This is a genomic window from Streptomyces sp. NPDC058051 (assembly GCF_042885475.1).
GTDB lineage: Bacteria > Actinomycetota > Actinomycetes > Streptomycetales > Streptomycetaceae > Streptomyces.
In genome coordinates, this window is record NZ_JBHVRW010000001.1 from 587,108 (window position 1) to 612,566 (window position 25,459).

Annotated in this window: 18 protein-coding genes and 1 pseudogene; 13 read left to right on the forward strand and 6 right to left on the reverse strand. The window is 69.0% G+C overall.

Annotation, left to right across the window (positions count from 1 at the left end; translation table 11 throughout):
* The first annotated feature begins 27 nt into the window (after positions 1 to 27).
* From ACFVUT_RS02470 to ACFVUT_RS02490, 5 genes are all read left to right on the forward strand, one after another.
* The gene (locus ACFVUT_RS02470) at positions 28 to 2,190 is read left to right on the forward strand and encodes an alpha-galactosidase (protein ID WP_389642982.1); all 2,163 of its coding nucleotides are present in this window, start codon (positions 28 to 30) and stop codon (positions 2,188 to 2,190) included.
* A 170-nt stretch (positions 2,191 to 2,360) separates the two neighbouring features.
* Positions 2,361 to 3,155 (forward strand): sugar phosphate isomerase/epimerase family protein, encoded by a 795-nt coding sequence (locus ACFVUT_RS02475; RefSeq protein ID WP_389642985.1) that lies wholly within the window; start codon positions 2,361 to 2,363, stop codon positions 3,153 to 3,155.
* Positions 3,155 to 4,276, forward strand: coding sequence for a Gfo/Idh/MocA family protein (locus tag ACFVUT_RS02480; protein ID WP_389642988.1), 1,122 nt, complete (start codon positions 3,155 to 3,157; stop codon positions 4,274 to 4,276). The genes ACFVUT_RS02475 and ACFVUT_RS02480 overlap by 1 nt, the downstream gene beginning before the upstream one ends.
* Positions 4,277 to 4,607: 331 nt before the next feature.
* Positions 4,608 to 4,907 (forward strand): hypothetical protein, encoded by a 300-nt coding sequence (locus ACFVUT_RS02485; protein ID WP_389642990.1) that lies wholly within the window; start codon positions 4,608 to 4,610, stop codon positions 4,905 to 4,907.
* A 125-nt stretch (positions 4,908 to 5,032) separates the two neighbouring features.
* Positions 5,033 to 5,710, forward strand: a complete 678-nt coding sequence (locus tag ACFVUT_RS02490; protein ID WP_389642993.1) for an HdeD family acid-resistance protein — start codon at positions 5,033 to 5,035, stop codon at positions 5,708 to 5,710.
* Between the two features lie 177 nt (positions 5,711 to 5,887).
* On the opposite strand, the gene ACFVUT_RS02495 is transcribed toward ACFVUT_RS02490, so the two are convergent.
* The gene (locus ACFVUT_RS02495; RefSeq protein WP_389642996.1) at positions 5,888 to 7,114 is read right to left on the reverse strand and encodes an MFS transporter; all 1,227 of its coding nucleotides are present in this window, start codon (positions 7,112 to 7,114) and stop codon (positions 5,888 to 5,890) included.
* A 448-nt stretch (positions 7,115 to 7,562) separates the two neighbouring features.
* On the reverse strand, positions 7,563 to 8,993 hold the full coding sequence (locus ACFVUT_RS02500) for an MFS transporter (protein WP_389642999.1): 1,431 nt from the start codon (positions 8,991 to 8,993) through the stop codon (positions 7,563 to 7,565).
* 68 nt (positions 8,994 to 9,061) lie between these two features.
* Here ACFVUT_RS02500 and ACFVUT_RS02505 point away from each other — a divergent pair, with 68 nt between their 5' ends.
* The 5 genes from ACFVUT_RS02505 to ACFVUT_RS02525 all read left to right on the forward strand — a co-directional run bounded on the left by ACFVUT_RS02505 (position 9,062) and on the right by ACFVUT_RS02525 (position 16,299).
* Positions 9,062 to 9,367, forward strand: a complete 306-nt coding sequence (locus ACFVUT_RS02505) for an ArsR/SmtB family transcription factor (protein ID WP_389643002.1) — start codon at positions 9,062 to 9,064, stop codon at positions 9,365 to 9,367.
* Positions 9,368 to 10,483: 1,116 nt separating this feature from the next.
* A complete protein-coding gene (locus ACFVUT_RS02510) occupies positions 10,484 to 11,026 on the forward strand; it encodes an IPT/TIG domain-containing protein (RefSeq protein WP_389643005.1) in 543 nt (180 codons plus the stop codon).
* A 32-nt stretch (positions 11,027 to 11,058) separates the two neighbouring features.
* Positions 11,059 to 11,727 carry a hypothetical protein gene (locus ACFVUT_RS02515; RefSeq protein ID WP_389643007.1) on the forward strand — a complete coding sequence of 223 codons (669 nt, stop codon included), beginning with the start codon at positions 11,059 to 11,061 and terminating at the stop codon, positions 11,725 to 11,727.
* Between the two features lie 143 nt (positions 11,728 to 11,870).
* Positions 11,871 to 12,071, forward strand: coding sequence for a hypothetical protein (locus ACFVUT_RS02520; protein ID WP_389643010.1), 201 nt, complete (start codon positions 11,871 to 11,873; stop codon positions 12,069 to 12,071).
* Between the two features lie 112 nt (positions 12,072 to 12,183).
* Positions 12,184 to 16,299, forward strand: a complete 4,116-nt coding sequence (locus tag ACFVUT_RS02525) for a hypothetical protein (protein WP_389643013.1) — start codon at positions 12,184 to 12,186, stop codon at positions 16,297 to 16,299.
* 65 nt (positions 16,300 to 16,364) lie between these two features.
* Here ACFVUT_RS02525 and ACFVUT_RS02530 read toward each other — a convergent pair whose 3' ends face one another.
* From ACFVUT_RS02530 to ACFVUT_RS02545, 4 genes are all read right to left on the reverse strand, one after another.
* The gene (locus ACFVUT_RS02530) at positions 16,365 to 17,585 is read right to left on the reverse strand and encodes a metallophosphoesterase (protein ID WP_389643016.1); all 1,221 of its coding nucleotides are present in this window, start codon (positions 17,583 to 17,585) and stop codon (positions 16,365 to 16,367) included.
* Between the two features lie 419 nt (positions 17,586 to 18,004).
* Positions 18,005 to 18,664 carry a response regulator gene (locus ACFVUT_RS02535; protein WP_389643019.1) on the reverse strand — a complete coding sequence of 220 codons (660 nt, stop codon included), beginning with the start codon at positions 18,662 to 18,664 and terminating at the stop codon, positions 18,005 to 18,007.
* The gene (locus tag ACFVUT_RS02540) at positions 18,661 to 19,815 is read right to left on the reverse strand and encodes a sensor histidine kinase (protein WP_389643022.1); all 1,155 of its coding nucleotides are present in this window, start codon (positions 19,813 to 19,815) and stop codon (positions 18,661 to 18,663) included. Before ACFVUT_RS02540 ends, ACFVUT_RS02535 begins: the two co-directional genes overlap by 4 nt.
* Positions 19,812 to 20,561, reverse strand: coding sequence for a CPBP family intramembrane glutamic endopeptidase (locus ACFVUT_RS02545; RefSeq protein WP_389643025.1), 750 nt, complete (start codon positions 20,559 to 20,561; stop codon positions 19,812 to 19,814). Before ACFVUT_RS02545 ends, ACFVUT_RS02540 begins: the two co-directional genes overlap by 4 nt.
* 251 nt (positions 20,562 to 20,812) lie before the next feature.
* Here ACFVUT_RS02545 and ACFVUT_RS02550 point away from each other — a divergent pair.
* The 3 genes and pseudogenes from ACFVUT_RS02550 to ACFVUT_RS02560 form a co-directional block, all read left to right on the forward strand.
* Positions 20,813 to 20,950 (forward strand): annotated as a pseudogene (locus ACFVUT_RS02550) (methyltransferase type 11); the annotation flags it as partial.
* Between the two features lie 346 nt (positions 20,951 to 21,296).
* Positions 21,297 to 21,950: a DUF7019 family protein gene (locus ACFVUT_RS02555; protein WP_389643028.1), complete on the forward strand. Its 654-nt coding sequence runs from the start codon at positions 21,297 to 21,299 to the stop codon at positions 21,948 to 21,950.
* Between the two features lie 10 nt (positions 21,951 to 21,960).
* Positions 21,961 to 25,458: a WD40 repeat domain-containing serine/threonine protein kinase gene (locus ACFVUT_RS02560; RefSeq protein ID WP_389643032.1), complete on the forward strand. Its 3,498-nt coding sequence runs from the start codon at positions 21,961 to 21,963 to the stop codon at positions 25,456 to 25,458.
* Position 25,459 lies beyond the last annotated feature (1 nt).

Sequence of the window (25,459 nt, forward strand, 5' to 3'; positions counted from 1 at the left end):
GCCAGGACAGACCGCACGGAAGGCACCATGCGCTCCGAACCCGCTGCCTCGATCGTTCATCTACGCGCCCGGACGGTCAGCGTCGTCGTCGACCTCGGCGACGGCCGCCTCCCGGAGATCGTCCACTGGGGCGCCCCCCTCGGCGAGCTCGACGACATCGCCCTTACCGCCCTGGTACGCGGGGCCGTCCGGGACGTCGCCCCGAACGGCCCCGACCGGCCGGTGCGGCTCGCGGTCCTGCCCGAGGCGAGCGAGGCGTGGCTGGGCAGACCCGGCATCAGCGGCAGCCGTTCCGGCGCGGACTGGTCACCTCTGTTCACCACGGAACCCCCCGAGACGACCGAGCGCTCCCTGCGCGTCCGGGGCACGGATGCCGCCGCCGGCCTCTCGGTCCTCCTGGAACTCGAACTGGACGAGGAGGGACTGCTGCGCACCCGCGCGACCCTCGGCAACACCGGCTCCGCCGATTTCCAACTGGACGACCTGAGCCTCGCGTTGCCCCTGCCCGCACAGGCACGGGAGATCCTCGACCTCGCGGGCCGCTGGAGCCTGGAACGCACCCCCCAGCGGGCGCCCCTGCGGGTCGGCGCCTGGGTCAGGGAGAACCGGCGCGGACGCACCGGCGCCGACGCGCCTCTGGTGCTCTCCGTCGGCACGCCCGGGTTCGGCTTCGCCGCCGGCGAGGTCTGGGGCGTACACGTCGGCCACAGCGGCAACCAGCGGCACTACGCGGAACGCCTCGCCACCGGCGACCAGGTCGTGGGCGGGGGCGAAGTCCTCCTGCCGGGTGAGATCGTCCTGCCGCCCGGCGGGAGCTACACCAGCCCCTGGCTGTACGGGGCTTACGGGGACGGGCTCGACGCGCAGGCCGCCCTGTTCCACCGGCACCTGCGGGCCCTTCCCGCGCATCCCGCCTCCCCACGGCCCGTCACGCTGAACGTGTGGGAAGCCGTCTACTTCGCGCACGACCTCGGCGTACTCACCGAACTGGCCGACACGGCAGCGTCCTTGGGCGTCGAACGGTACGTCCTGGACGACGGCTGGTTCCGCGGGCGCCGCTCCGACCACGCAGGACTCGGGGACTGGACCGTCGACCCGGAGGTGTGGCCGGACGGCCTGCACCCGCTGATCGGTCATGTCCGTTCCCTCGGCATGGAGTTCGGCCTGTGGTTCGAACCCGAGATGGTCAGCACCGACTCCGAGCTGGCCCGCGCCCACCCGGAGTGGATCCTCAGCACCGGGGGCCGGCTGCCACCGCCCTCCCGTCACCAGCAGGTGCTCGACCTCACCCACCCCGGCGCCTTCGCCCATGTCCTGGACAGCATGACCGCGATCCTCACGGAGTACGACATCGCGGCCGTCAAGTGGGATCACAACCGCGACCTCGTGGACGCCGGGCACGGGGCCTCCCGGCGACCCGCTGTCCACGCCCAGACCCTCGCCGCGTATCGGCTCATGGACGAACTGCGCCGCCGCTTCCCGGCTCTGGAGATCGAGTCGTGCTCGTCCGGCGGATCGCGCATCGACCTGGGCGTACTCGAACGCACCCAGCGGGTCTGGCCGTCGGACTGCAGCGACCCCCTGGACCGCCAGCTGATCAACCGCTGGACCACGCAGCTCGTCCCGCTCGAACTCCTCGGCACCCACATCGCCTCGCCCCGCTCCCACACCACCGCCCGCACCCACGACCTGTCGTTCCGGGCGGCGACCGCCCTCTTCGGGCACATGGGCGTCGAGTGGGACCTGCGGGAGGCGGACGAGCGGGAACAGGCCGAGTTGCGGGACTGGTTCGCCCTGTACCGCGCCTACCGCGGCCTGCTCCACACCGGGCGGCTCGTACGGGAGGATCCGTGGGACGACAGCCTGCATCTGACCGGCGTGATCGCACCCGACCGGAGCCGTGCCCTGCTCTCCCTCGCGGTGACCGGACGCTCGGAGGTGGTCCGGCCGGGCCGTTTCACCTTCCGCGGCCTCGACCCGGCCCGCCGGTACCGGATCAGGCCGGTGGGAGCGGGGGAGGGCGTGCCGCCGGAATCCGGGCCGGAGTGGTTCGGCACCGACTGCCAAGGCGTCGTCCTCACCGGCGCGGCACTTGCCCACGCCGGACTCCAGTGCCCGCCGTCATCCCCCGAACGGGTTCACCTGTTCGACGTCACGGCCCTGGACGCCGCGACGGACACGACAGCGTGACGCCCCCGGGCCGGAGGCGGAAACGCCCCCGGCCCGGAACACCGCATGCCCTGCCAGACCTCACCGCTCCGGCCGGCCGTCCCGTCCTGTGCGGACCCGCCCTTGTTCCGCCGGCCCGGCCGGTCACCGTTCGGCCCGCGACCCACCGTCGAATACGAAAGGGACACCGCATGCCCGCATCCCGGTTGTCACTCCAGCTCTACTCCCTGCGCGACGCGCTTCACGCCGACGAAGAAGGCACCCTGGCCCGCCTCGCGGAGATCGGGCTGCGCAACGTCGAGGTGTTCGACTTCGTCCACCGTCCGCAGGAACTCGCGGACACCCTCGCCCGGCACGGGCTGGCCGCACGCACCGGGCACGCCGCCATCGCCTCCCCCGACCAGACACCGGACACGCTGCGGCGGACGTTCGAAGCGGCCCAGCTGCTGGGCCTGGAGACGGTCTTCGAGCCGATGGTGCCCGCCGCCCGGTGGGCCGAGGCACGGGAGATCGACAGGACCGCGTCGCTCCTGAACGAGGCGGCCTCCGTCGCCGCCGACCACGGCCTGCAGGTCGGCTACCACAACCACTCACAGGAGTTCACCCCCACCATCGACGGCGTGAACGCCTACGACCGCTTCGTGGAGCGGCTGGACGCCGAGGTGGGGCTGGAGGTGGACGTGTACTGGGCCTCGGCCGGCGGCAAGGACGCGGTCGGGCTGCTGCGCAGGCTCGGCTCCCGCGTGCGGGCGTTGCACATCAAGGACGGCGCCGTCATCGACGACCCGCACACGTCCGGCGCCCCGTTCGACGTCGCGCTGACCCGTCAGGTGCCGGCGGGGCAGGGCGAGATCCCGGTGGACGCCGCCCTGGCCGTAGCCCCCGACACCGCGTGGGCGGTCGTGGAGTTCGACCACTACGCCGGCGACATATTCGAGGGCGTGGCGGGATCCGTGGCCTACCTCAACGAGAAGGGAATCGTCTGATGAGCCTTGGCTCCGGTCCGGTCGGTGTCGGCATCATCGGCGCCGGCAACATCAGCGAGCAGTACCTCTCCACACTCGGCAGGTTCCCCGACACGGACGTACTGATCATCGGCGACGTCGCCCTCGACCGCGCCGAGGCCCAGGCCCGAAGGCACGGTGTCGGCGCGTGGGGGACGGCGGAGGACGTCCTCGCCCACGACGGCGTCGAGATAGTCGTCAACCTGACCATCCCCGCAGCTCACGCCGACGTCAGCACGGCGGCCGTCGCGGCGGGCAAGCACGTGTGGTCGGAGAAGCCCCTTGCCGTCGACCCGCTCGAAGCACGCACTCTCCTCGACCGGGCGGCGGCGGCCGGACTGCGGGTGGGCGTCGCCCCCGACACCGTCCTCGGCCCGGGTGTGCAGACGGCACGGCGGGCGATCGCCCGCGGGGACATCGGCGCCGTGCTGTCGGCCCAGACCTTCATGCAGACCCCCGGCCCCGACGCCTGGCACCCGAACCCGGAATTCCTCTTCGCCGAGGGAGCAGGCCCCCTGTTCGACATGGGCCCCTACTACCTGACGACGCTGGTCACTCTGTTCGGGTCCGTGACGCGGGTGTCCGCCGTGGGCTCCACCGGGCGCAAGGTCCGCACCATCAGGGCGGGAGACCGCGCCGGTACGGAATTCGCCGTCGCCGTCCCCACCCATGTCTCGGCACTCGCCACATTCGAGAGCGGGGCCACCAGCCAGAGCGTCTACAGCTTCGACTCCCATCTGGTCCGCAATGGGGTCGTGGAGATCACCGGTACGGAGGGCACCCTCGTCGTCCCCGACCCCAACACGTTCGCCGGGGACGTGCGGATCACCCGGGGGCACTCGGCGAGCGGCGAGGCGGCGTGGGAGCCGGTCGAGTCCGTCGGCACGGAGGCGGGCCGCGGACTCGGGGTATGGGACATGGCCCGGGCCATCCGTACCGGTGAGCCGCACATCGCCACCGGAGACCTCGGCTACCACGTCCTGGACGTCCTCACCGCCATCGACCGGTCCGTCGTCTCCGGGGAGACGGAACACGTCGACAGCCGGGCCGGCACCATCCCGCTGGTCCCGCTGGACCGGGATCCGTACACGGCCACCCTCTGACCCACGCGTCCGCGCCGGAACCTCCGGCGTGGGCGGCCTACGACTGGCAGGGCAGGACGCTCCAGCTCAGGGAGGCCGTCGAAACCGGCCCTCCGCCGCTGGATCCCGCCACCGCGCCGCCCTGCTTTCCGCACCGTGCACGACGCGGTCGTCCGCCGGCCGCCGGTTCGCCGCCCACCCGACCGTACGCCCGCCCGGCGCCGGAGCTGCGCAGCGTCCAGCTTGCTCCGACCATGGTGCAATCTGGGGGACTTGGGGCTGTGACGGATCGCATACCGGCCGATCGGTACCGCCTCGTCAGGCCGCTGGGGCAGGGCGGGATGGGGGAGGTGTGGGAGGCTCGCGACGAGGTCCTGGGGCGTGCGGTCGCCGTCAAGGTGATCTCGGTGTCGCGGGCGGCGGGAACGCCACCGACGAGGCACGCGCCCGCTTTCCGCGCGAGGCGCGGATCACCGCCACGCTGCAACATCCGCACATCGTCACCGTCCACGACCTCGGCAGGGCCGCCACCGCCGAGGGAGGCGCGCCATTCCTGGTCATGGAGCTGCTGCGCGGCGACGGCCTGGAGGCCGCCGTCCGCCGAGGCCCGGTCGGCGGAGCGGACGCGACCCGCCTGCGGGCTCCCGGCTGACCGGAACCGGGTTGGGCACGGCCCGCGGTTCACCGGGCCTCGTGCGGCGCGGTCTGTGCCTCCATCGTCAGCCGGGTGGACCGGCAAAGGTCGCGGGGCGCCCGTGCCCGGTACAAGCATGGATCATGACCGACGCATCGAGCAGCTCCCCCCGGGGACCGGAATACGACGACCGCCACGCCCGTGCCGCGGGTGACGTGCACGCGCCGAAACCGCACCCGGACTACATGGAGCCACCCTTCGAGGGGTTCCTGCACCGTCTCTCCCGCACCGCCTGGCAGGTCGTCCTGATCACCGGCATCACCTCCATGGTCCTTGGGATCGTGATCCTGGCCTGGCCGGGCCCGTCCCTGCTCGTCGCCGGGATCCTCTTCGGTATCTACCTCATTCTCAGCGGCGCGCTCCAACTGGCGGCCGCCTTCGGCACGCACAGGGCGACGTCGCTGCGTGTCCTGGCCTTCATCAGCGGCGCCCTGTCGATCCTTCTGGGCCTGTTCTGCTTCCGGGGCAGGTTGGAGTCGATCCTGTTGCTCGCGTTGTGGATCGGCATCGGCTGGCTGATCCGCGGGATCACCCATACTCTGGCCGCCGTTCACGACCCCACCATGCCCGCGCGCGGCTGGCAGGCCATCCTGGGCGTCGTCACCTTCATCGCGGGGATCGTGCTGATCACCTCGCCGTTCACCTCGATCGCCGTGCTCACCCTGGTCGCCGGCTGGTGGCTGGTAGTGGTCGGCATCGTGGAGTGCGTAACGGCGCTCCGGCTCCACGGCCGTGCACAGCGGATCCCGCGCACGGCATGAACCCCGGGCAGTGCGTCACCTGTGTGCCGCGCGGGTGGCCCGGGAGGGCGGTTTTCGGGGTCGACACGCTGAACGGCGCGTGCATCGCCGGCAGACGTCCTCATGGGGGCCCAACCCCACGGCACCGACGCACCGCGGCCGGACACCGGGCGGGGAGCCCGGTGAGGAGCTATGGCCCTACGACTGGTGAGCCGGGTCGGGCCATGTGAGCCTTCGTGCGTAGTGGACGCCGATCGCCACCACCGTGAGGACGGCGGCTGTACCGGCGAGGGCCATGACCATGGACGGGGAGGACTGGTCGACCACAACACCTCCGGCCAGGGCCCCCATCGAGATGGTGGCCTGGAACGAAGCGGTGAAGAGTACCGAGGAAGCCTCGGGAGAATCGGGACAGGCCTTGGCGAACCAGGTCTGGGAACAGACCGGGACGGCCCCGTACGCGATACCCCAGAGAATCAGCAGGAGCACTGCGCCCGGCCGGCTGCCGCCGAGCACGGGGAGCAGAAGCGTTGCCCCGGCGATCATCGCGGCAGCTGCCGCGAACGTGGCCCTCGGATGACGCGTCACGAGGGATCCGCCCAGGAAGTTACCGGCGATCCCCGCTGCCCCGTAGATGAGGAGGAAGACGGTGATGGCCCCGGCACCCACGTGAGTCACCTGCTCCAGGAACGGGGTGACGTAGGTGTAGGCGCCGAAGTGGGCGAGCACGACGAGAAAGGTGATCAGCAGCGCGAACCGGGTGTTGATGCTTTTCAGCATGCCGGTGAGCACGCGCAGCCGGGTTGGCTCCGCTGCAGGCAGAGGGGGGAGTACCACGACGAGCAGGACGAAGACGGCGAGAGTCAGGACTCCCATGACGAAGAAGGCGGTTCGCCATCCTGCGATGTCGCCGATGAACGTGCCCATCGGTACTCCGAGTACGGATCCGAGCGGGACAGCGGAGAAAATTACTGCGGTGGCCCGGCCGACCGACTCCGGAGGTACCAGCCGGCCGGCCAGTCCGGCCCCGATCGACCAGAACCCCCCGATGGTGATGCCGACCATCACACGGGAGACCAGAACGAGCCAGTAGCTGGAGGCGGCCGCCGCCAGGAAATTCGCCAGTGCCAGCAGGAGGATGAAGGCCCCCAGCATGAGACGCCGGTCGATGCGCCCTGTGGCTACCGTGACCAAAGGGGCGGAGATGGCTGCCAGGAAGCCTGGCATGGTCATCATCAGACCAGCCATTCCATCGGAGACGGTGAAACTCGACCCGATGGAGGTCAGTAATCCGATGGGCAGGATCTCGGTGGTGACGATGGAGAAAATGCCCAGCATCACCGAAATCACGGCTAGCCACGAGACGAGTGGGGATCTGGTCGGCAGTTCAGCAGGGCCGATGGAAGTAGTCGTTGCTGTGGACACGAATCCCGTCCTGTTGTGGGGCGTCACAAAGAAGTGTGAGCGCTATTGCAGCAGGGGCAGGAGCAACCTTCTGGCAGATTCCCGACGTCAACAAGGGCGGCCAGATGCCCCTCCGGGGCGTCGGCCGACTCATGCCAGGAGTGGGAATCCCCATGTTCTGCCCGTTCAACCAGTCGTCAACGGTTCGCAGGAATGATGTCGTCGTTGCCGCTCAGCCCCACAGCGTGGGCGGCCAGGGGGCGGGGAATGACACGCTGCTGGGCGAGCCGGACGCGCTGGGTGCGGCTCAGGCCGGGCGGCGGTATCGGTTGACCTGCTTCGATGCGCGCGGGAGAGGCCCGTCTCGTAGGCGACTTGCACGATCGGACGAGTGCGGCAGCGTTCCACGAGGCGCCTTCTCCCCTCCGGCGACAACCGCGCGTTCTTGTGCACGGTTCCCCTTGGACTGTCAGGCGTGTTCGGGCAGGTTGTCGGGAGTGTCATGGGCCGATGTTGCACATGGCGCTTGGGCATTCAGGCTGTCTGTGGGCGCAGCAAGGGTGGCCGGCCGTGTAAGCGCGGTCAGCAGGAGGGAGGCCGCGGTGGCGGCGGCGCCGACGACCACGCAGGTGATGAACCCCTCCCTGAGGTTGTGCGTGGCCCCGAGGAGTGGGCCGAAGGTGGCAATGCCGATGGCTGCACCGATCTGGCGGGAGGTGTTGAACGCTGCGGACGCGGCCCCGTGCAGGGCGGGTTCGACGGCGGCGATGGACTGCGAGGTCATGGTGGGCACGAGCAGTCCCGAGCTGAACCCGGCGGGAAGAAGCGCAAGCACCAGTGGCCAGAGCGCGGATGCGGTACTGGCCCACGCCACCGCGAGGAACGTGGCGGTCAGGACGGCCTGGCCGATGCCCAGGACGGCGCGACGTCCGATGCGTTGGGCGAGCGGGGCGGCGCAGACGCTGCCGATCGAGATGAGGCCGGTCAGAGGCAGAAACAACAGCCCGCTCACCAGGGCGCTGAGCCCGCGGCCTTGCTGGAGCATCAGGCTCATTGCGAACAGCAGCCCGTAGAACGCAAAGTTGAACAATGCGCCTTGTGCGGCTGTTGCGACGAATCCGCGGTCGGAGTAGACGCCCGGCGGCAAAAGAGGTGTCCGGGTGGATCGTTCGGCCCAGACGAGGCCGGCGAGTCCGGCGCCGCTCAGTGCGGCGGCGGTGATGGCCACGGGGCTCAGCCAGCCCTGCGTGGGGGCTTCGATGAGAGTGAAGACCAGCCCGCCGATCAGTGCGGTCGCGGCGCCCATGCCGGCGATGTCGAGGCGCCGACTGCCACGCGCGATGGAGGGCATCGAGCGGATGCTCCAGACCGCGGCGGGGATTCCGATGACCACGTTGACGGCGAACACGGCCCGCCAGTCGGCGAGTGCGACGAGCGCCCCGCCCAGGAGCGGTCCAGCGGCCATTCCGATGCCACCTGCGGCGGCCCACCAGCCCACGAGCCGGTGCCGCGCCTGCTCATCGGCCGCGGATGCCGTGGCCAGGACGAGCGCACTGGGCAGAAGAAGTGCGGAGCCTGCCCCTTGGACCAGCCGGGCGATGTTGAGCACCAGCATCGACGGGGCGGCCGCGCAGAGCGCAGAGGATGCGGTGAAGACCAGCATGCCTGCCACGAAGGCCCGCTTTGCGCCGAGGGTGTCCGTGATCGCGCCGGCACCCAGCATTACCGCAGCGAAGGAAAGGGTGTAGGCGTTCGCAGCCCATTCCAGCTCGGAGCGGGAGGCGTGTAAGTGCGAGGCAAGTTGGGCGAGGGTGAGGTTCACGATCGTGCCGTCGACAAAGACCATGAAGGCCGCGACCAGCGCGAGCACCACTACACCGCGACGGTGTTCGATAGACATAGAACTACTCTAGGGCAAGTTCGACGTTCATAGAACAAGGGGGGTAGTCTGAAAGACAAGGAGGAACTATGACGTCGAACCCGCAGGACCCTGCTTCCCTGGAGGTCACCGCTGTCCTGCATGCTCTGGCGGACCCGGTGCGCCTGGATCTCGTCCGGCAGTTGAGTGGGTCGGACACAGCGATCGCGTGCGGCCGATTCGATACCACGGTGGCCAAGAGCACCCTCAGCCACCACTTCAAGATCCTCCGCAATGCGGGCATCATCGCCACCCATCGTGAGGGCGGGCAAGCCCTCAACGTGCTGCGCACCGCAGAGATGGAAGCCTCGTTTCCGGGGCTACTGGGCGCGATCCTCCCCTCGACTCGGCCATAGCGGGAGCCGACCCGCGCCCCGCCGTGTTTCCTCGCCCACCCAATTGCGGTGATGCATGAAGCGTCTTTCTGAACACGGGCACCCCATGGCTGTCACGGGGAACACGGGATGCCGATCGGTTCCACGATCGGTGAACGGAGGCCAGGCGTCCCCGTGGTGGACAGCTCCGTGATGACGCACATGAGTTCTCCCGGGACGATCACCGGGAGGTGTCATAGCGTGGCATGACGCGTGCTGCCCGGCATTATCCGACTGCCCCCGGTCTCGTAGCAGACGCGGGTGACGTTGGCCCGGGTATGGTCCGGATCTTGGGAGGGGGCCCCGATCGGCGGTCTCAGTCGCTTTGCCGTTCCGAGGGCGGGGCCTTGCGAGGGGCCGGGTTGCGATTGGTCCACTGGTAGCGGTAGCGGTAGCGGTGGCGGCGAAGGCCAGCAGGTCGTACGGGGCGGCGTCGAGGTGTTCGGCGGTCTTGGGGAACTGTCGTCCGAGCATGTCGGCGACGGCGACGGCGACGGCGACGGCGATTGCGATTGCGACGGCGTCGAGCTGGGTGCGGACGGCCTCGGCGGTGGACTGCGTCCCGTTGTGGCGGGGGCAGGGGAGGGGGTGAGCCCTGGTGGCCGAGTTGGCTCGGCAAGCGGCTGCAAGCGGTGTCACTCGGATCCGCCTGAGTGCTGAGCGGAATGAACCGCGCGCGCCGCCTCCACTTTGACAGGTTCCGCCGGCCTGTCACCCGTATGGAGTAGTTCCGCCTCATCCGATGGATTAGGGCGAGGTAGGGTTATGACACGGCATCGGCATTAAAGGCGCAGTTGACCTGGCGTGATGTCTACGGGGTGAGATGCGGGATTGATTTCACCAGGGTGCTGGTTCCGAAAAGGTCATCCAACGTACCGCACCAGCAGATCACTCGACCCGCGCTCGGTGATTCGACCTGCGATCGGCATCGATCACGACTGATCGCAGCAGTCATGCAGATTGCCTCATACGGCTCCCGAGGTCCCTGCCGACGCGGGGTGCGGCGCGAATCAATCCTTCTGCCACCTGCTTCGATCGGATTCAGGGGTCGGCTGACGTAAGTACGGCCCATGCGATCGAGGGGAACGATTGAGGGGAATGAGAACAGTGCAAATCACGGGCTTCAATCCGACGAATGGCCCCATCGACACGAGGGTCACCTTGTCGCTGACGGATATGCCATCAGACGCGAGTGTCAGCAACACTACGGTGCTGCTGAGCGGATCGCCTACGGTCAATGTGACTGCTGTCGACGCACGCGGCGGCACGATCGACGTCACCATTCTGGCCAATTCGCAGAGCGGCGACTTCGAAGTGACGGTTCAAAGGCAGCCGGCTCCCGTCAGTGCGCAGAGCTCGACCATTTTCACCGTAGATGCAGCGCCTGGGGTGACGCAGATCACGGGCATGCAACCGCGCACAGCCGTTCGGGGTCAGACGCCATTGACCCTGTCTGGTCAGAACCTCAACCAGATCAAGTACCTGCGCATCGGCAGCGTGAATGTGCTGAACCTGCAGCACTTGGACTCTGAAATGGTCCGCGTGACGGTTCCTGCGGCCGTGCAGCTCGGTCAGCAGCGGGTCACCGGACAGACACAGGATCGCCAGGTGAACTGCCCCTTCACTCTCACCGTGCAGTAGCCGAACTCCGTCGCAGAAAGGAGATGGCATTCATGGCCACCCCGCAGGATGTGGTTGACGCCTGGGCGGATATCGCGACATGGGTGCAGGACACGCTGCCTGAACTGGCGCAGCAGCAGAGTTTGCCGGTGGAGACGTACGATGCCGGCGACCTCGGCGCCTGCAGCGCTTTCAACAGTCCGGGGGAGGGCTCGGTGGGCTGGGGCAGTGACGGTGACGCCACCATTACGCTGGCCTCTCTCAAGATCGGCAGCATGTCCGGTGTGAAGATCCAGACCGCAGCCGCAGTGGACGGCACCACGGTGCACCTGCCGTTGTCGTTCTCCCAGCTGGGAATCTCCGGCAACTACAGCTACGGCCAGCCCTGCGCGCTCTACGACTTGGGAAAGAAAGCGGATTCCGCAACCGCCAGCGGCCACGGCGCCATCGTCCAGACCATCAGCAACAACTCGCTCTACTACGTCGCCGAGTTGGGAGACGCCGTGACCCTGAGTAGCGTCGTGGTCAATGGCACTCCGACGGTCACCGTCACCCCGGATACGGGTGGGATGCCTTCCTGGCTGGTAGCGATCGGCAACTTCTTTTCCACTTTCAAGGAGGAGGATGCGCTGCGCTCGACGCTACAGAACGTTTTCCTGACTGCTGACTTCAGCAAAACGTTGATCGCGTTGCTCAACCAGCGGATAGGTGTCCGAACATGACTGTGAATCTGGAGAGCTCGACTGTCGAGGTGCATCTGCGGACTCCCTCTGGGGATGTGTCAGTCGGTCAGTTCAGCCTGAACGATGGTCAGGTCACGGGAACGGATCGCCGCGGCATCACCTACCGAGGTACCTGCACGCCCATGCCGGACGGCGGCCTGAACGTCGAGCTGATGGCTAGTGTGCCGGCGGGTACCAGAATCGGGGCGAGCAAGGTCACCGAGACGGACGCCGAGCGGAAACTCGTCTTCCACCTCAACCAGGAACAGCTGGCGGGCCGGCAGACCAAGCCGATCCTGCTGTCCGGCTTCGGCTCCGCCGATGTGCGATTCGAGGTGCGCTGACAGAGCTTTGTCGTGTCAGCGCCTGAGGGAACCCACCGCAACCTGATGCCACACTGCACCGACACGCCGGTACTCGCTCACGTTCGACTGATCCACTGTGTGGAGAGACGTTATGACCGGGAGCCAACAACCGCAGCCGCAGAACCCGCTACAACTCGGCCAAACGCTGTATGAGGTACTGGATGTCACGGTCATCGGAACTCCCCGGAGCGCGCCCGCCGCCCGCTATAACCGGGTGATGTACAACGCGAACGGTGGCAGCCCGGTCGAGCCGCTCGACCTGCAGGCACAGGATCAGATCCGGGACGTCAAAGCGGCCACTGATATGCACGCCGCAGTACAGAACGTCTATGTGCTGACAGACGACAACGTGCAGATCATCGGAAGCGACCACGACAAAGCCACCTCGCGAACCTGGCCCGTCTCCAACCTGAGCAACATCGTGGATCTCGATCCGCAGCAGATTCAGGATCCGCACCTCCTGCTGTTCGGCCAGGACACAAAGAGCATCTTCCTGCAATCGCTCGATTGCTCGACCGGGCACCTGTCCAGTCCGCTGCGCCTGCCCACCACCGTCACGGGCCGGGTGGTGGGGGCGCTGCTGGCACGCAATCAACTTGACGCGCACGCGATCGTCTGCACCGTGCACAACGGGCAGTTGACGGTCAACGATCTCGGTTCGAGTGTGCTGGGTGCGAATCCAGAGATGTCATCGGTCAACACCATTTCGCTGGGCGCGGTACAGAATTCGGCTGTCGTCGACATCACCACGGCCTCACTGGCGGCAGGCACTTCGGACCAGCAGGTTGTAGTGACCTGTCCCGATCCGCAGGGCGCCCTGAACGTCACTGTGCTCGGCTGGACCAACCAGACTCTGGTTCCGGTCGCGACGGCCACCCCTGATCTCAGCTTCGCCCCGCCCGAGGGCGCGGTGTTCCGGGTGGCCGCCGGCGACCTGCTCGGAAATGGCGTCGACCAACTGGTGGTCGGATACAGCGCGACCTATCAGTCCGTGAAGGGCTGCGCCGCGCTGCTGCTGTTCGAGCTGGAGGAGGGGGCCAACGGCACTCAGAGCCTGAAGCAACTCAGCAAGTACGCGGCGGCGAACACCGGTTCACAACCTCTCGCCTCAATCGACCTGCGCTTGGCGGTGGGTCTGTTCGGGGAGGCACTGCCTCCGGACCAGGCGGCGGCATCGGCCGATGCGCCCGCAGGAGTGCTGGGGGTGCTGGTCGTCGGCGGTGGCGCCACCTTCGACCAGCTCATGAAGGGGGAGGCTTCCATTCTGGCCGGCCTGGTGCCCGTTGACGTGGTCGGGAAGACATTCCCACGGTTGAACAATTCGCCCGGTCTCCCACAGCACTTGACGAACGTGATGACCACCGACTACCAGTCCGGTTTCTTCGCATTGCCGAGCGATGTCACTGGGCAGAGCGTGATCCTCGGTCCGCCGACGCTCAGCCAGTCGGTGGGCAAGGGGCAATTGCTGGCTGTCATTCAGGCGCCGCCGTTCGAGGCCGGTGACGTGTCGAGCAGTAATCCGACCCTCACCTTCGGCCAGAGCGTCTCCAAGGTCACAGGATGCAATGTCTCGTCGAACAAGGTATGGACGCTCAGTCAGGACACCGGCCTTTCCATCGGAATTTCCGGGCAAACCTTGGGACAGCATGTCAGTAACTCCTATGGCCAGGGCTTTGATCAGCTCGATGACCACTCCACCAGCAGGCTCGTGCAGTCGACCACGACGATTTCCGTGGACGACCTGATCGTGTTGTACGCCATGAGTTACGACGTCTGGACCTACCCGGTCTACCGCAAGGCCAGCCAGGACGCCCCGGACGGCACTATGGCGGTGATATTCCCGATGACGCCGGAGCCGGTCCAAAGCATCATCCCCGCAAGCGACCCCAGCCTGGGCTACATACCTCGCTCGCAGAACGGCGTCCTGTTGAGCTATGTCAATGTGCAACCGGACGGTTACGACGAGTCCCAACTGCTGTTCAACCTGACCAGCATGTCGATAACCAACGAGCCCAGCGGAAGCACCCTGAACTACGACCAGACCCAGATGGTCAGTAAAAACATCAGCACGACATTCATGGTCCATAATTCCACGACGGACAGCGCGCACTTCTCCGTCAGCGCCACCCTGCTCGACTACATCCCGATCGATTTCGGGCTGGACCTGAGCGAAGGACAGACATACTCGGAGTCGGACGTGCGGACGACGATGCTGTCGCACACCACCACCATGAACATCACCGTCACATCGGGCAGTGTCAAAGACATCGGCTACGAATACCAGATCACACCCTATATTTATTACCATCAGGCGATGGGGTGCCTGATGGTAAGTTACCAAGTTGCCATGCCCGGAAAACTGTGGGAAAGGTATTACGGACCCAGTGTCATGCTGCAGTCGCTGTATCCAAATTCCATGGATCCGGTGTTGCAGAGGTTCAGTCGATCGATTTCTTTCCAGGGAAACAGTGACGGCACGGCTGACGTCAAGGTCGAGGTCTTCAACAACAGCTTCAAGGAGATCCAGAATGTCGCCTGCGAGTTCTATCGGGGCGCGCCGTCGGTAGTCGACAACAAGCTGACGCCGTCCGGGAACATGGTCGGACGCCAGAGCTTGGGAACGTTGCTGCCGACTGGGCGCGCCACGATGAGCATGAACATGAGTTTGCAGCAGAAGGACCAGGTGGTCGTCGTCGTGGTGTACGGCGTGCCGACACCGGACGGCACGCAGGTGCGTGAGGTGTATTGGGGTATCTACCCGCCCTCAGCCTTCGCGGACTGGCATGCGCAGCAGGTGTCATTACCGGCTGGGGAAGGGTGTGACCCGGCTATGAGATTGTTGGCCGTCGAGCGGGCATCGTATGGATTCACCGAGGAAGGTGCGGATGATCCGGGACCGCTTCCGGACGGGATTTCCTCCGACGCTGCCACAGCGGTGCTGCGGGCCCGGCAGTTCGGTCACGGCTTGCACGTGACCCGCGCGGCCAGGGGTGCCGCAGCCAAGCTTCGTGCCGGCGCACCGGAACTCGCCGAGGGCGGCCGCCTCGGGCTGATCCTCGCCACCGAGCGTGGCGACCAGCATATGGTGGCCCGGCGCACAGCCGATGTCGCCCATCGGATGAGCCTCGGGGAGCGGGCGCCGACCGATCTCTTCCGGGCGATCGCCTACTTTCCGGTGGGCCGGGTGGCGAAGAGCATCGCGGAGAAGCTGCACGCTTGGGGGCCGGTCGTCAGCGTCCCCGCCGACCTCGAACGAGCTCGGACTCTGGCTGAGGTGTGGCTGACGGCCGGGCGTGCCGAGCAGGTGGTGCTGGTGGCTGCCGACGCGACGGCCGATGGCGCCACGGCGCACGCGACAGCGGAACTCTGGCTCGGAGGCCGACGAGCCGACACCGCACCGGCCCTTGCCATGACCGCCTGTACCCAGCGGACGCACCGAAGCGAGGGCGTGTCGTGCGCGGAGCTGGCCGGCCAGGTCATCGAAACGCTGGCCCCGGTCGGCGGTCGGCGTACCGCACTGATCGTGGGTTCCATGCTCGCCGACGCGGGCGAGTCGTTGCTCGCCGAGGTGTCTCCCCGTGACCCCGGTCCGCCCTTGGAGAGCGCCATCCGCTCACTGGCGGACCGGCTTGGCTTCAGCGAGCTGTTCCTCCTCATAGGTTCCTCCGGGGCCAGCATGACCGCCCTCGGGCTGGCCCAGGACCTCATCGCGCTGGACCGGGCCGACTCTGTCGTGGTCTGCGGCGTCGATCTGGTCCACGGCGTCCTGGCGCAGGCCCTGGGGCTGCTCCGCTGCGACGACCTGCCGCACATGCGCGGGGGAGCAAGCGCCCTGAAGCTACAGCCAGGGACGCCGGACGGCGGCCACCCCCTCTTGCAGGCATGCTCGCTGGTCAGCCCAGCCGTCCCCTCCCAGCCCACCGTCGCGATGGACCTCACCGGCGTCCCCACCGGCCTGCCGAACGGCAGGAAGCCGTCGCATGTCGTGCTCAGCGGACTGACCTCCCTTGACCTGCAGTGCGCCGAGCAACTGGCCGGCCACGTCTGGCCAGGCGCCCCGATCTCCAGCCGCGGCGACGTGCGCGGTGTCGGCGACGATGTCCTCCGGCTGGCGGGAACGGTCAGTGGCCCGGACCTGCCCCTGGGCATTGTCGGGGTCCACTACCTCGGCGGGACGGGATGCTGCCTGCTGACTGCGGCGCTGTGAGGAATCTGCTCGGGTCGGCGGCGGTGCAGACGAACCCTCCAAGCGGATGTGTCGGTCCGCCAGTGCTACGGCGAGGTGGGCAGGTGCGGGGAGCGGAGCACGAGCAGGGTGATCTCGCTGGGGGCGAAGACGCGGAACGGCGGGCCCCAGAAGCCGGTGCCGCGGCTGGTGTAGAGGAGGGTGCGGGTGCCGTGGTGGCTGAGGCCGGCGAGGGCGGGCTGGTCGATACGGACCAGGTGGTGGAAGGGCCAGATCTGGCCGCCGTGGGTGTGGCCGGAGAGCTGGAGGTCGATGCCGTCGGCTGCCGCCCGGTCGATGAACTTGGGCTGGTGTGCCAAGAGCAGGACGGGCAGGTCGGGGTCGGCGCCGTTCAACGCTCCGGCGAGGTGGGCGCGGTGGCCTGCCAGGCCGGAGGACTCGGCGGTGACGTCATCCACGCCGGCGACCACGAGGGTGTCGCCTCCGCGTTCGAGCAGCAGATGGCGGTTGCGCAGCGGCTCCCAGCCCAGTTCGTCCATCAGGTCGACCCAGCCCTGGGCCTCGCTGTAGTACTCGTGGTTGCCGGTGACGTATACACGGGCCCGGGTGGCCCGCACGGTTCCGAGTGGGGCTGCCTGGGCGCGGCGGCGTTCGGCCGTGCCGTCCGCAATGTCGCCGGTATGGCAGACCAGGTCGGCTTCCAGGGTGTTCACCGTCTCGCATACCTGTGCCGACCAGCGCGTGCGATCGAGGGGACCGTAGTGGGTGTCGGTGATGAGGACGACGCGAATGCCGTCCAACCCGGCACCCAGCCGGGGGAGTTGCACGTCGAGTCGACGCACGCGGGGCACGCGGCGGGCTTCGGCGTACCCCCAGGCGAGTAGTGCGGCGGTCATGCCGAGGACGGCCCAGGTGACAATTCGAGCCCGGCCCTGACTCTCGTCGACGCCGGCCACGGTCAGGACGAGCCGCAATGGGACGCCGAGCAGAATGGACCAGGTGAACAGAACCCAACTGGTGCCCAGCAGGGTGTCACCAACGATCGCCGCCCGGTCCTGCTGGCGCCGACCGTGGCCGCGCACCATCGCGAGCGGCATGCCGACGAGGCCGAGGGCGAACAGAGCGGTGCCGGCGAGCGTGACCGGCAGCGGCCAGTGCTGCCCGCTGTGCAGGAGCACCCAGCAGGGCACGGCCCACAGCAGGACGGGGGCGATCAGGGGGATGCAGCGCATCAGGCGGTGCAGTCGGCTCTGTATCGGAGCTTGCGCTTCGCTGTCAGCGGGTCGGGTGTTGCTGGTGTCGGTCACGCTTTCCCTCTCTGACCGGACTGCCGTCTCGCGCACTGTATCCGGTCGCCCTCGGGCCGGCCGTAGCGGCGTTCCTGGGCGAGGCCCCCTGGAGCGAAGGGTTCTCCGCGGGATGGCAGGACTCCGCCGCGGACCCCTCCCTTGGCATGAGCCGCGATCAGGGCGCTACTGCCCCGGTTCGGTACCGCCGCCGGTGGAGCGCGCGCCGACGGGACGATGGCGCAAGCCGATGACGGCGAGCACCGGTCTCACTGAAGCCGGTCGACGCACTCCCGCAACAGGGCATTGATTTAAACCGAGTTGAGGAGGTCGCGCAGGGGGCCGTGCCAACCCTTGCCGACCTGGCCCCGGGGACAGGTGACGTGCTGCCGATCGAAGTCGATGTGGAAGTCGTCCCGGTCGAAACCTTCGTTCCTGCCTCAGGTCACCAGGCCCTGGCGGTAGGCGTAGACGACTGCTTGGACGCGGTCGCGGAGTCCGAGTTTGGTGAGGATGCGTGACACGAAGGTTTTGACGGTCTCCTGGCTTATCACAAGGGTTCCGGCGATTTCGCTGTTGGAGAGGCCGGCTGCGATGAGGCGGAGGACCTCCAGTTCGCGGGGGGTCAGCGGGATGTCGTGCGGAGTGCCCTTGGTGGGCCGGATCCGGGCGGCGTACCTGCCCACGAGCTGGCGTGTCACCTCGGGGTCCAGCAGGGCCGCGCCCATGGCCACGGTCCTGATTCCGTGGAGCAGTTGGGCCGGAGGTGCGTCCTTGAGCAGGAACCCGCTCGCCCCTGCACGCAGTGCCTCGTAGACGTACTCGTCCAGGTTGAACGTTGTCACCACGAGCACCTTGACGGGATGAGGCACCCCGGCACCGGCCAGCAGGCGGGTGGCCTCGATGCCGTCGAGCACCGGCATGCGTATGTCCATCACCACGACATCGGGGCGCAGCCGGCCGGCGAGGTCGACCCCGGACTGCCCGTCCCCGCACTCGCCCGCCACTTCAAGGTCGGGCTGGGCGTCGATGATCGTCGCCAGCCCGGTGCGGACCAGAATCTGGTCGTCGCAGACCAGGACCCGGATCGGCGCGGTCACGACGGGCTCCCCGCGGGTATGCGTGCGCGCACGACGAAGCCGCCGCCCGGCCGCCGGTCCGCGCTGAATTCGCCGCCCAGGACGTCGACCCGCTCGCGGAGACCGGCGAGGCCCCGCCCGCTCCCGCTGGGGATCCGGGCCTGCGAGCCGGAACCGTCCGTGTCGACCTCCACGGTGATCTCCCTTTCGCCGTGCTGCACCTGGACCGAGGTGCGGCTGCCGTGGGCGTACTTGAGGGCGTTCGTCAGGGCTTCCTGTACGACCCGGTAGGCCACGAGGCCGGCGCTGCCGGTCGGCTCCGCCGGCGTGCCCTCCTCGGTGAACTCCACCGGCTGCCCGGCCCGGCGGGACTGCTCAACGAGCGTGAGAAGTCTGCCGACGGTCGGCGTCCTGGCCTCGGTGCCGTGGTCGGGGTTGAGCAGGTCGAGCAGGTGCCGCAGGTCGGTGATGGCCCGTCGGCCGGTCTCGGCGACGGTGGTCAGGGTCTGGTCGAGGCGATCGGGCGAGGCGGTCAGATAGCGTGCCGCCTCGACCTGCACGACCATCGCCGTCACGTGATGGGTCACGATGTCGTGGAGCTCGCGGGCGATGCGGGCGCGTTCGGCGACGCGCATGTCCTCGGCGACGCGGCGGCGACGTTCCGCCTCCGCGGCACGAGTGGAGCGCAGCCACGCCCCGGCGCCCCAGGCGAGGGCCAGCGCCAGGTAGAACGTCACGAACTCGCCCGGCGGCTCGCCCGAACCGAGCCGGAAGAGCGTGACCGCCAGCGGCACGTACGCCGCGGAGAGGAGGAGCACGGTGGCGCGCCGGTGCCGCTCCAGATGCGACCCCCCGCTCAGCAACGCGATGAGCAGCGCGGCGCCCGCGGGCAGGTGATAGCCGCGGAGCTGATCGACGGCGAAGCCGAGCGACACCAGGGCGAGACAGACGACCGGCCACCGCCGGCGCATGGCGAGCGGGAGACACTCAAGGGCGACTGTCACGGCGGCCAGCGCGTCGAAGGGGTGGGCCGGCATGCCGCCGAGCTGCGTCCCGTGCCGGTGGAACACCGGCAAGAGCGACGCGGCGAGGAGCAGCAGCCCGAGGAAGAGATCGCGGACTGTGACGTCGAACCGGCGCCACAGCTCCGGAACCCGCCGAAGATTGGTCACCGGGAAAGTGTAGTGGTGGCCTCGACCCGGTCGGCGTGCCGACGGCGGGGCACCAGATGGCCACGCCGACGGGCCAGCCACATGAACACGACCGTCAACACCACGCCGAACACTACCGAGAACAGACTTCCCTCCGGGCCGAAGTCACCACCGGTTATCAGCTGCGGGCCCGATGTCGCGGAGTCCAGTATTCCCTGCTGGGCGTTGGTGCCCGAAACCACGGTGCTGAAGATGCCGGATGCGGCGAAGTTCCAGCCGAAGTGCAGACCGATCGGCACCCACAGCTTGCGGGTGGCCGCATACGCGGTGCCGAGCATGCCGCCGGCCTCGATCGCGATGGCGATGGCGCCCCACAAGCCGGCGTGCGGGTTGAGCAGGTGCGACAGGCCGAACAGTGTGCCGGTCAGTGCCGGCGCGATCCACGTGCCGACGCGTTCCTCCATGATCCGGAACAGGATGCCGCGGAACAGTAGTTCCTCCCTCACGGCGGCGGCGGCCATGAAGCCGAACAGCCCCACCGCCCCCGTAACCGAGCCCAGACCGTTGACCTCGTAGTCCCCGAGGAAGGCGATGTTCGCGATGACGGCCCCGAACAATGCGACGCCCATCAACACCCCACGGCCGACGGCGGCCCCTGCGCCTTCCCGGGACACCTCCGTGGCCGGGCGGCGCTCGGTCCGTCGCACCACCCACCCATAGACAAGCACCGCAAGAACCGATGTCAGGAAGCCGAGGAAGCCGGACACGCGGACGGAGCACCGCGACTGGGCTCGAACGCTACGGATCCGGCGGCCCGGAATCGTCACCGCAGGGTGGACACCTGCGCGTAGCTCGCACGAGCCACAGACCATGCGCCGGCCCGGCGCAGCTCCTCGGTTCACGCAGCTGTCCGGGAGGCGGGAGTCAGCTCGTGGAAAGTGCGCTCCCGGAGCGTCTTCGGAGTACCGCCCCGACATCTCGTTCCGGACACGGCACGAGAACTGCAAACACGTCCGCAGTGGACGTGTTCGCACCCCGCAACCCAGCCGAGTTCCACCGAGTGCTCCGCCCGACCGGCCGGCTGATCGTGGTGCGTCCGACCGGGCGGCGCCTGGCCGAGCTGCGCGGCCGGGTGCCCGCGATGGTCACCATCGACGTGACCACCAGCCGGGCACGTGCCCGCTGACCGACGGCCGTCCTTCTGTCCCGCAATGCGGAAGGAAGGACGGCCGTCGCTGACCAGGGCTTGATCAAGTGCCGTGGGTGTCCAGGCTGTAGGTAATGCCCAGGACGGGGAGTGCTCGTTCTGAGTCGTCCCGGACCTCAGCCTGGGCGAGCGTCACGACGGTGCCGTGGCTGACGGCCGACAGCAGGTGACGACGGGCCGTGCCGGGATGAGCCGAGCCCTTTGGAGTCAAGCTTTGGGCTGGAGCTGATGGACGGGGTATTTCTGGAACTTGATGGACGAGACCGGGATCCGTGAGGCCGCGGCGCGATAGCCTATGAAGGTGACGGTGCGCTACTACCTGTATATCAGTGACGCCAAGGTCGACATGCTGCTCGCGCAGGTCGACCCCGCTTTCGAACGACGGAGCACCACCGAAGCCGGCCTGAGTCTCAAGCTGTTCAACGTCAGGCGCAGCGTCGAAGCACCTGCGCCCGACCGGACGGCCAAGTTGGAGCGCGTCCTGCGGCACCTGGACGAGAGCGGGCAGACGGGATCGGTGGACGAGCCGGGACCGTACTTCCGCGGCAGGCTGCCCATGCAGTGGGGGCTACTGCCCGGCGCGAGCGGCGGGGCGCTGGTGTACTTCGGCGGCCGGACCGAGCAGACGATCCTCGGTCTCGGCGGAGCCGGCAGCCACGTCCTCGGTTCGAGCGCGCCGCAGGCCCAGGACTTCGCGCCGTCCTCGGTGCCGACGCTCCTGGCCGGTCTGGCCTCGGCGTTGTCGGCCGACGGTGTCGAGATGCCCGCCGACCAGCCCTCCCTGGCCTGGGTGCACACCGCGGGGCGGCTGCTGCGCGGCCCCCGGCAGACCGTGGAGTTCGTCGCCCGGCGCCTGCTGACCGGCCCCAGCCCGTACCCCGAACTCGACGCCCGCCCCGGCATGCGGGTACTGCTCGGCAGCCCCCTGTACGTGGCCCTGGCCGACTGACGGCGCGGCGATGGCGTCCACGGTCTGGCAGCCCGGCGAGGTGGTTCTCGACCTGTACGAGGTGCTCGACGATGTGCGAAGCGGCGGCATGGGGACGGTCCAGCGGGTCCGGCACCTGGGCTGGAACGTGGACCTCGCGGTCAAGACGCCCCGGCCGGAGCGGGTCGCCTCGCCGGAGGGCAGGCGCCGGTTCGAGGCCGAGGCGGGCACTTGGGTGGGCCTGGGCCTGCACCCGCACACCGTCAACTGCGCCTACGTCCGCACCGTCGGCGGTGTGCCCCGGGTTTTCGCCGAGTGGGTGGACGGCGGCGACCTCGCCGAGGCGGTTGCCGGCGGCCGCCTCTACGAGGGCGGATCCCGGGCTGCCCTCGCGCGCGTCCTCGACGTCGCCGTCCAGACGGCGTGGGGCCTCCAGCACGCCCACGACACCGGCCTGGTCCACCAGGACGTCAAGCCCGCCAACGTCATGCTCGAACCCGACGGAATCGCCAAGGTCACCGACTTCGGGCTGGCCGGGGCGCGCGCGCCGGACGCCGACGGGACGACCGCGTCCGGTGTCACCTTCGGCGGCATGACGCGGCCGTACTGCTCACCGGAGCAGGCACTCGCCGCTGCCGGGCGCCGGGAGATCCGGCTGACGCCCGCGACGGACGTGTGGTCGTGGGCGCTGACGGTGCTGGAGATGTTCACCGGCCGCCGGCCGACCGACTACGGCCAGGCCGCCGCCGAGGCACTCGACGGGTTGATGGCCGGCGGCCCGGAGGATCCGCGGGTGCCGCCCCTGCCTCCGGCCGTCGCGGGGCTGCTGCGCCAGTGCTTCATGACCGCCGTCACGGCGCGGCCGTCCCGACTGGACGAGGTCGCCGGCGTCCTGAGCGAGGTGTACGGCGACGTGCTCGGCACACCGTACCCGCGGCCGGTCCCGGAGGCGGCCGCGCTGCTGGCGGACGGGCTCTCCAACCAGGCGCTGTCCCTGCTCGACCTCGGGCGCACCGAGGAGGCCGAGGAGCGGTGGCGGGAGGCAATGACGGCGGACCCGCACAGCCTGATCACCACCTTCAACTTCGGTCTGCACCGGTGGCGCGACGCTCGGAAGACCGATGCGGAACTCGTCGCCGAACTGACGTCCGCCCGTGAGATCGGCGGCGACGACGCCCTGGGCGCGCGGCTGATCGGTCTGGTCCACTTGGAGCGCGACGACCGCGAACGCGCCGCGGAACTCCTCCGCCCAGTGGCCCCGGGGGAACCGGAACCGGCCGAAACCGCGGAAGCGCTGGCGGAGTTGGCACGTGATCCGGGGGCTCGCCCGGTGGTCCTGGCCGGCCACGAGGGGGTCGTGAGCGCCGTGGCGGTGACGGCCGACGGGGGCCTGGTGCTATCCGGCGACTACCAGGGGGTTCTACGGCTGTGGGAGGCGGGAAGCGGACGCTGCCTGCGGGAGCTGACGTCCGGGGGCTCGCACGTCGTGGCAGTCGCGGTGGACAGCGAGGGGCGGATCGGCCTGGTCGGCCGCGAGCAGGGTCTGCCGGAGGCGTGGGACCTCGCTCGCGGCGAGCGGCTGCCCCTGCCGACGGGCCCGGTCGCCGAGGGCGTCACCTCGGTCGCGCTCAGCGCTGACGGGTCGGTCGGCGCCACCGCGCACGCGGACGGCAACCTGTGGTTCTGGCACCTGGACACGGGAGGGCTTCTGGGCCCGGTCCCGAGCGGGACGGAACGCATGACCGCGCTGGAGCTCGGTGACGGCGGCGGCATCGCCGTGACCGCAGGCGGCCTGGGAGAGACGACGATCCGCCTGTGGGATGCGGGTGCGGGTGTGTGCCGGGCCGTTCTCACCGAGCCGCGGCAGTCCGGTCAGCAGCCCTCGGCGTGGGGCGGCTTCGTGCGAAGGGCCGCAGTGGCCCCGGGCGCACGGTACGCCCTGCAGGTGTGGCACGGGCCGATGGTGCTGTGGAACGTGACGACGGGTCGGATCGCCGCGCAGGTGCCCCACGACGTGACGGACGTCTCGGCGCTCGCGCTGACGCCCGACGGCTCGCTGGCCGTCGTCGGAGGCGGTCAGCCGCTCCGGGCGGTGCAGACGGCGACCGGCCGCTGCCTGCGTACGTTCGACGACGGCATGTCCCGGCACACGTTCCACCTCGCGGTGAGCGGCGACGGCAGCCGTGCCGTGCTGGCCGTGTTCGACGGGCGGATCAGGGTGCAGCCCCTGCCGGTCCCGCGCTACCGCGCGCCGTGGGCGTACGCCCGGCCCCGGGCCGCCGGTGAACTGACCGATCACGCCGGGCGGTTCCGGGCGGCGATGCGTGAGGGCGAGCGGCTCTTCGAGGAAGGCCGCTACGCGCAGTCGGCCGCCTGCCTGCGCACCGCGCGGGCCGTGCCGGGCCACGCACGCAATCCCGAACTGCTCCACGTCTGGAGCGCGCTCGGGCGGCACGGGCGGCGCACAGGATTGCTCGGTGCCTGGCAGACGTTCGACTTCACCGGGCGTCTCGGCAGTCCCTCGGCGATGGCCTTCGTCGGGGACACGAGCGTGTTCCTCGCCGGGCTGTTCCCGGACCGGTTCCTGCTGTGCGACGCCGCCGACGCCCGGCGCAACCGCATGATCGCCTCGATGGTCACAGCTGCCGCGGCTCCGTTGATGACGGGCGACGGCGCCGCAGCGGTCGTCCCGGGCCGGTCAGAGGCGGCCCTGCTCGATCTGAGGGACGACCGGACCGTCCTGTTGGAGCGTGACGACATCCGGGCCGTGGCCCTGACCCATGACCGCGCCTGGCTGCTGACCGGCGAGGACAGCGGAACGCTGTGCCTCTGGGACGTCGACGACGTGCAGCGGCAGCAACGGTACGCGGAGCCGTCCTCCGGCTTCCGAGGCCACCAGGGGCCGGTGGGCGCCGTCGCGATCAGCCCCGACCGTCGGTACGGGGCGTCGAACGCCTTCACCGGCGCCGAGGAGGACCGACGGCGGCGCTCGGACCTGGACGAGCTCTGCGGCTGGGACCTGGCGTCGGGCCGGCGTCTGTGGCGGCACATCGGGCGCCCGGGCGGGGCGAACCTGCGCTTCGCTCCGGACGGCCGAAGCCTTCTGGAGTACGGCCAGTTCGGCGTGCACGCCTACGACGCCGCGAGCGGTCGCAGGATCTACTCGGTGGAGGGCCCGTACAACATCGCGACGCTTCAGGTCTCCGCGGACGGCCGGCGTGCGGTGATCGCCGGGTACGGGACGCTGGTCGTCCTCGACCCGGCGACGGGCCGCGTGCTCCGCGAGATCCCCGACCCGGGCCTGATCAACACCGTCGTCCTCACCTTGGACGGTCGGTTCGCCGTTTGCGGCCTCGCGGACGAGGACGTGCACCTGTGGGACCTGGACCAGGGGCTGCGGCTGCGCGTCCTTGAAGGACACCGGGGCCAGGTCTTCGGCCTCGCCCTCAGCGCCGACGCCCGTCGGCTGCTGGTGGCCGAACTCGACTACGTGCGCTGCCTGGAACTCGACTGGGACTACGAGTGGTGAC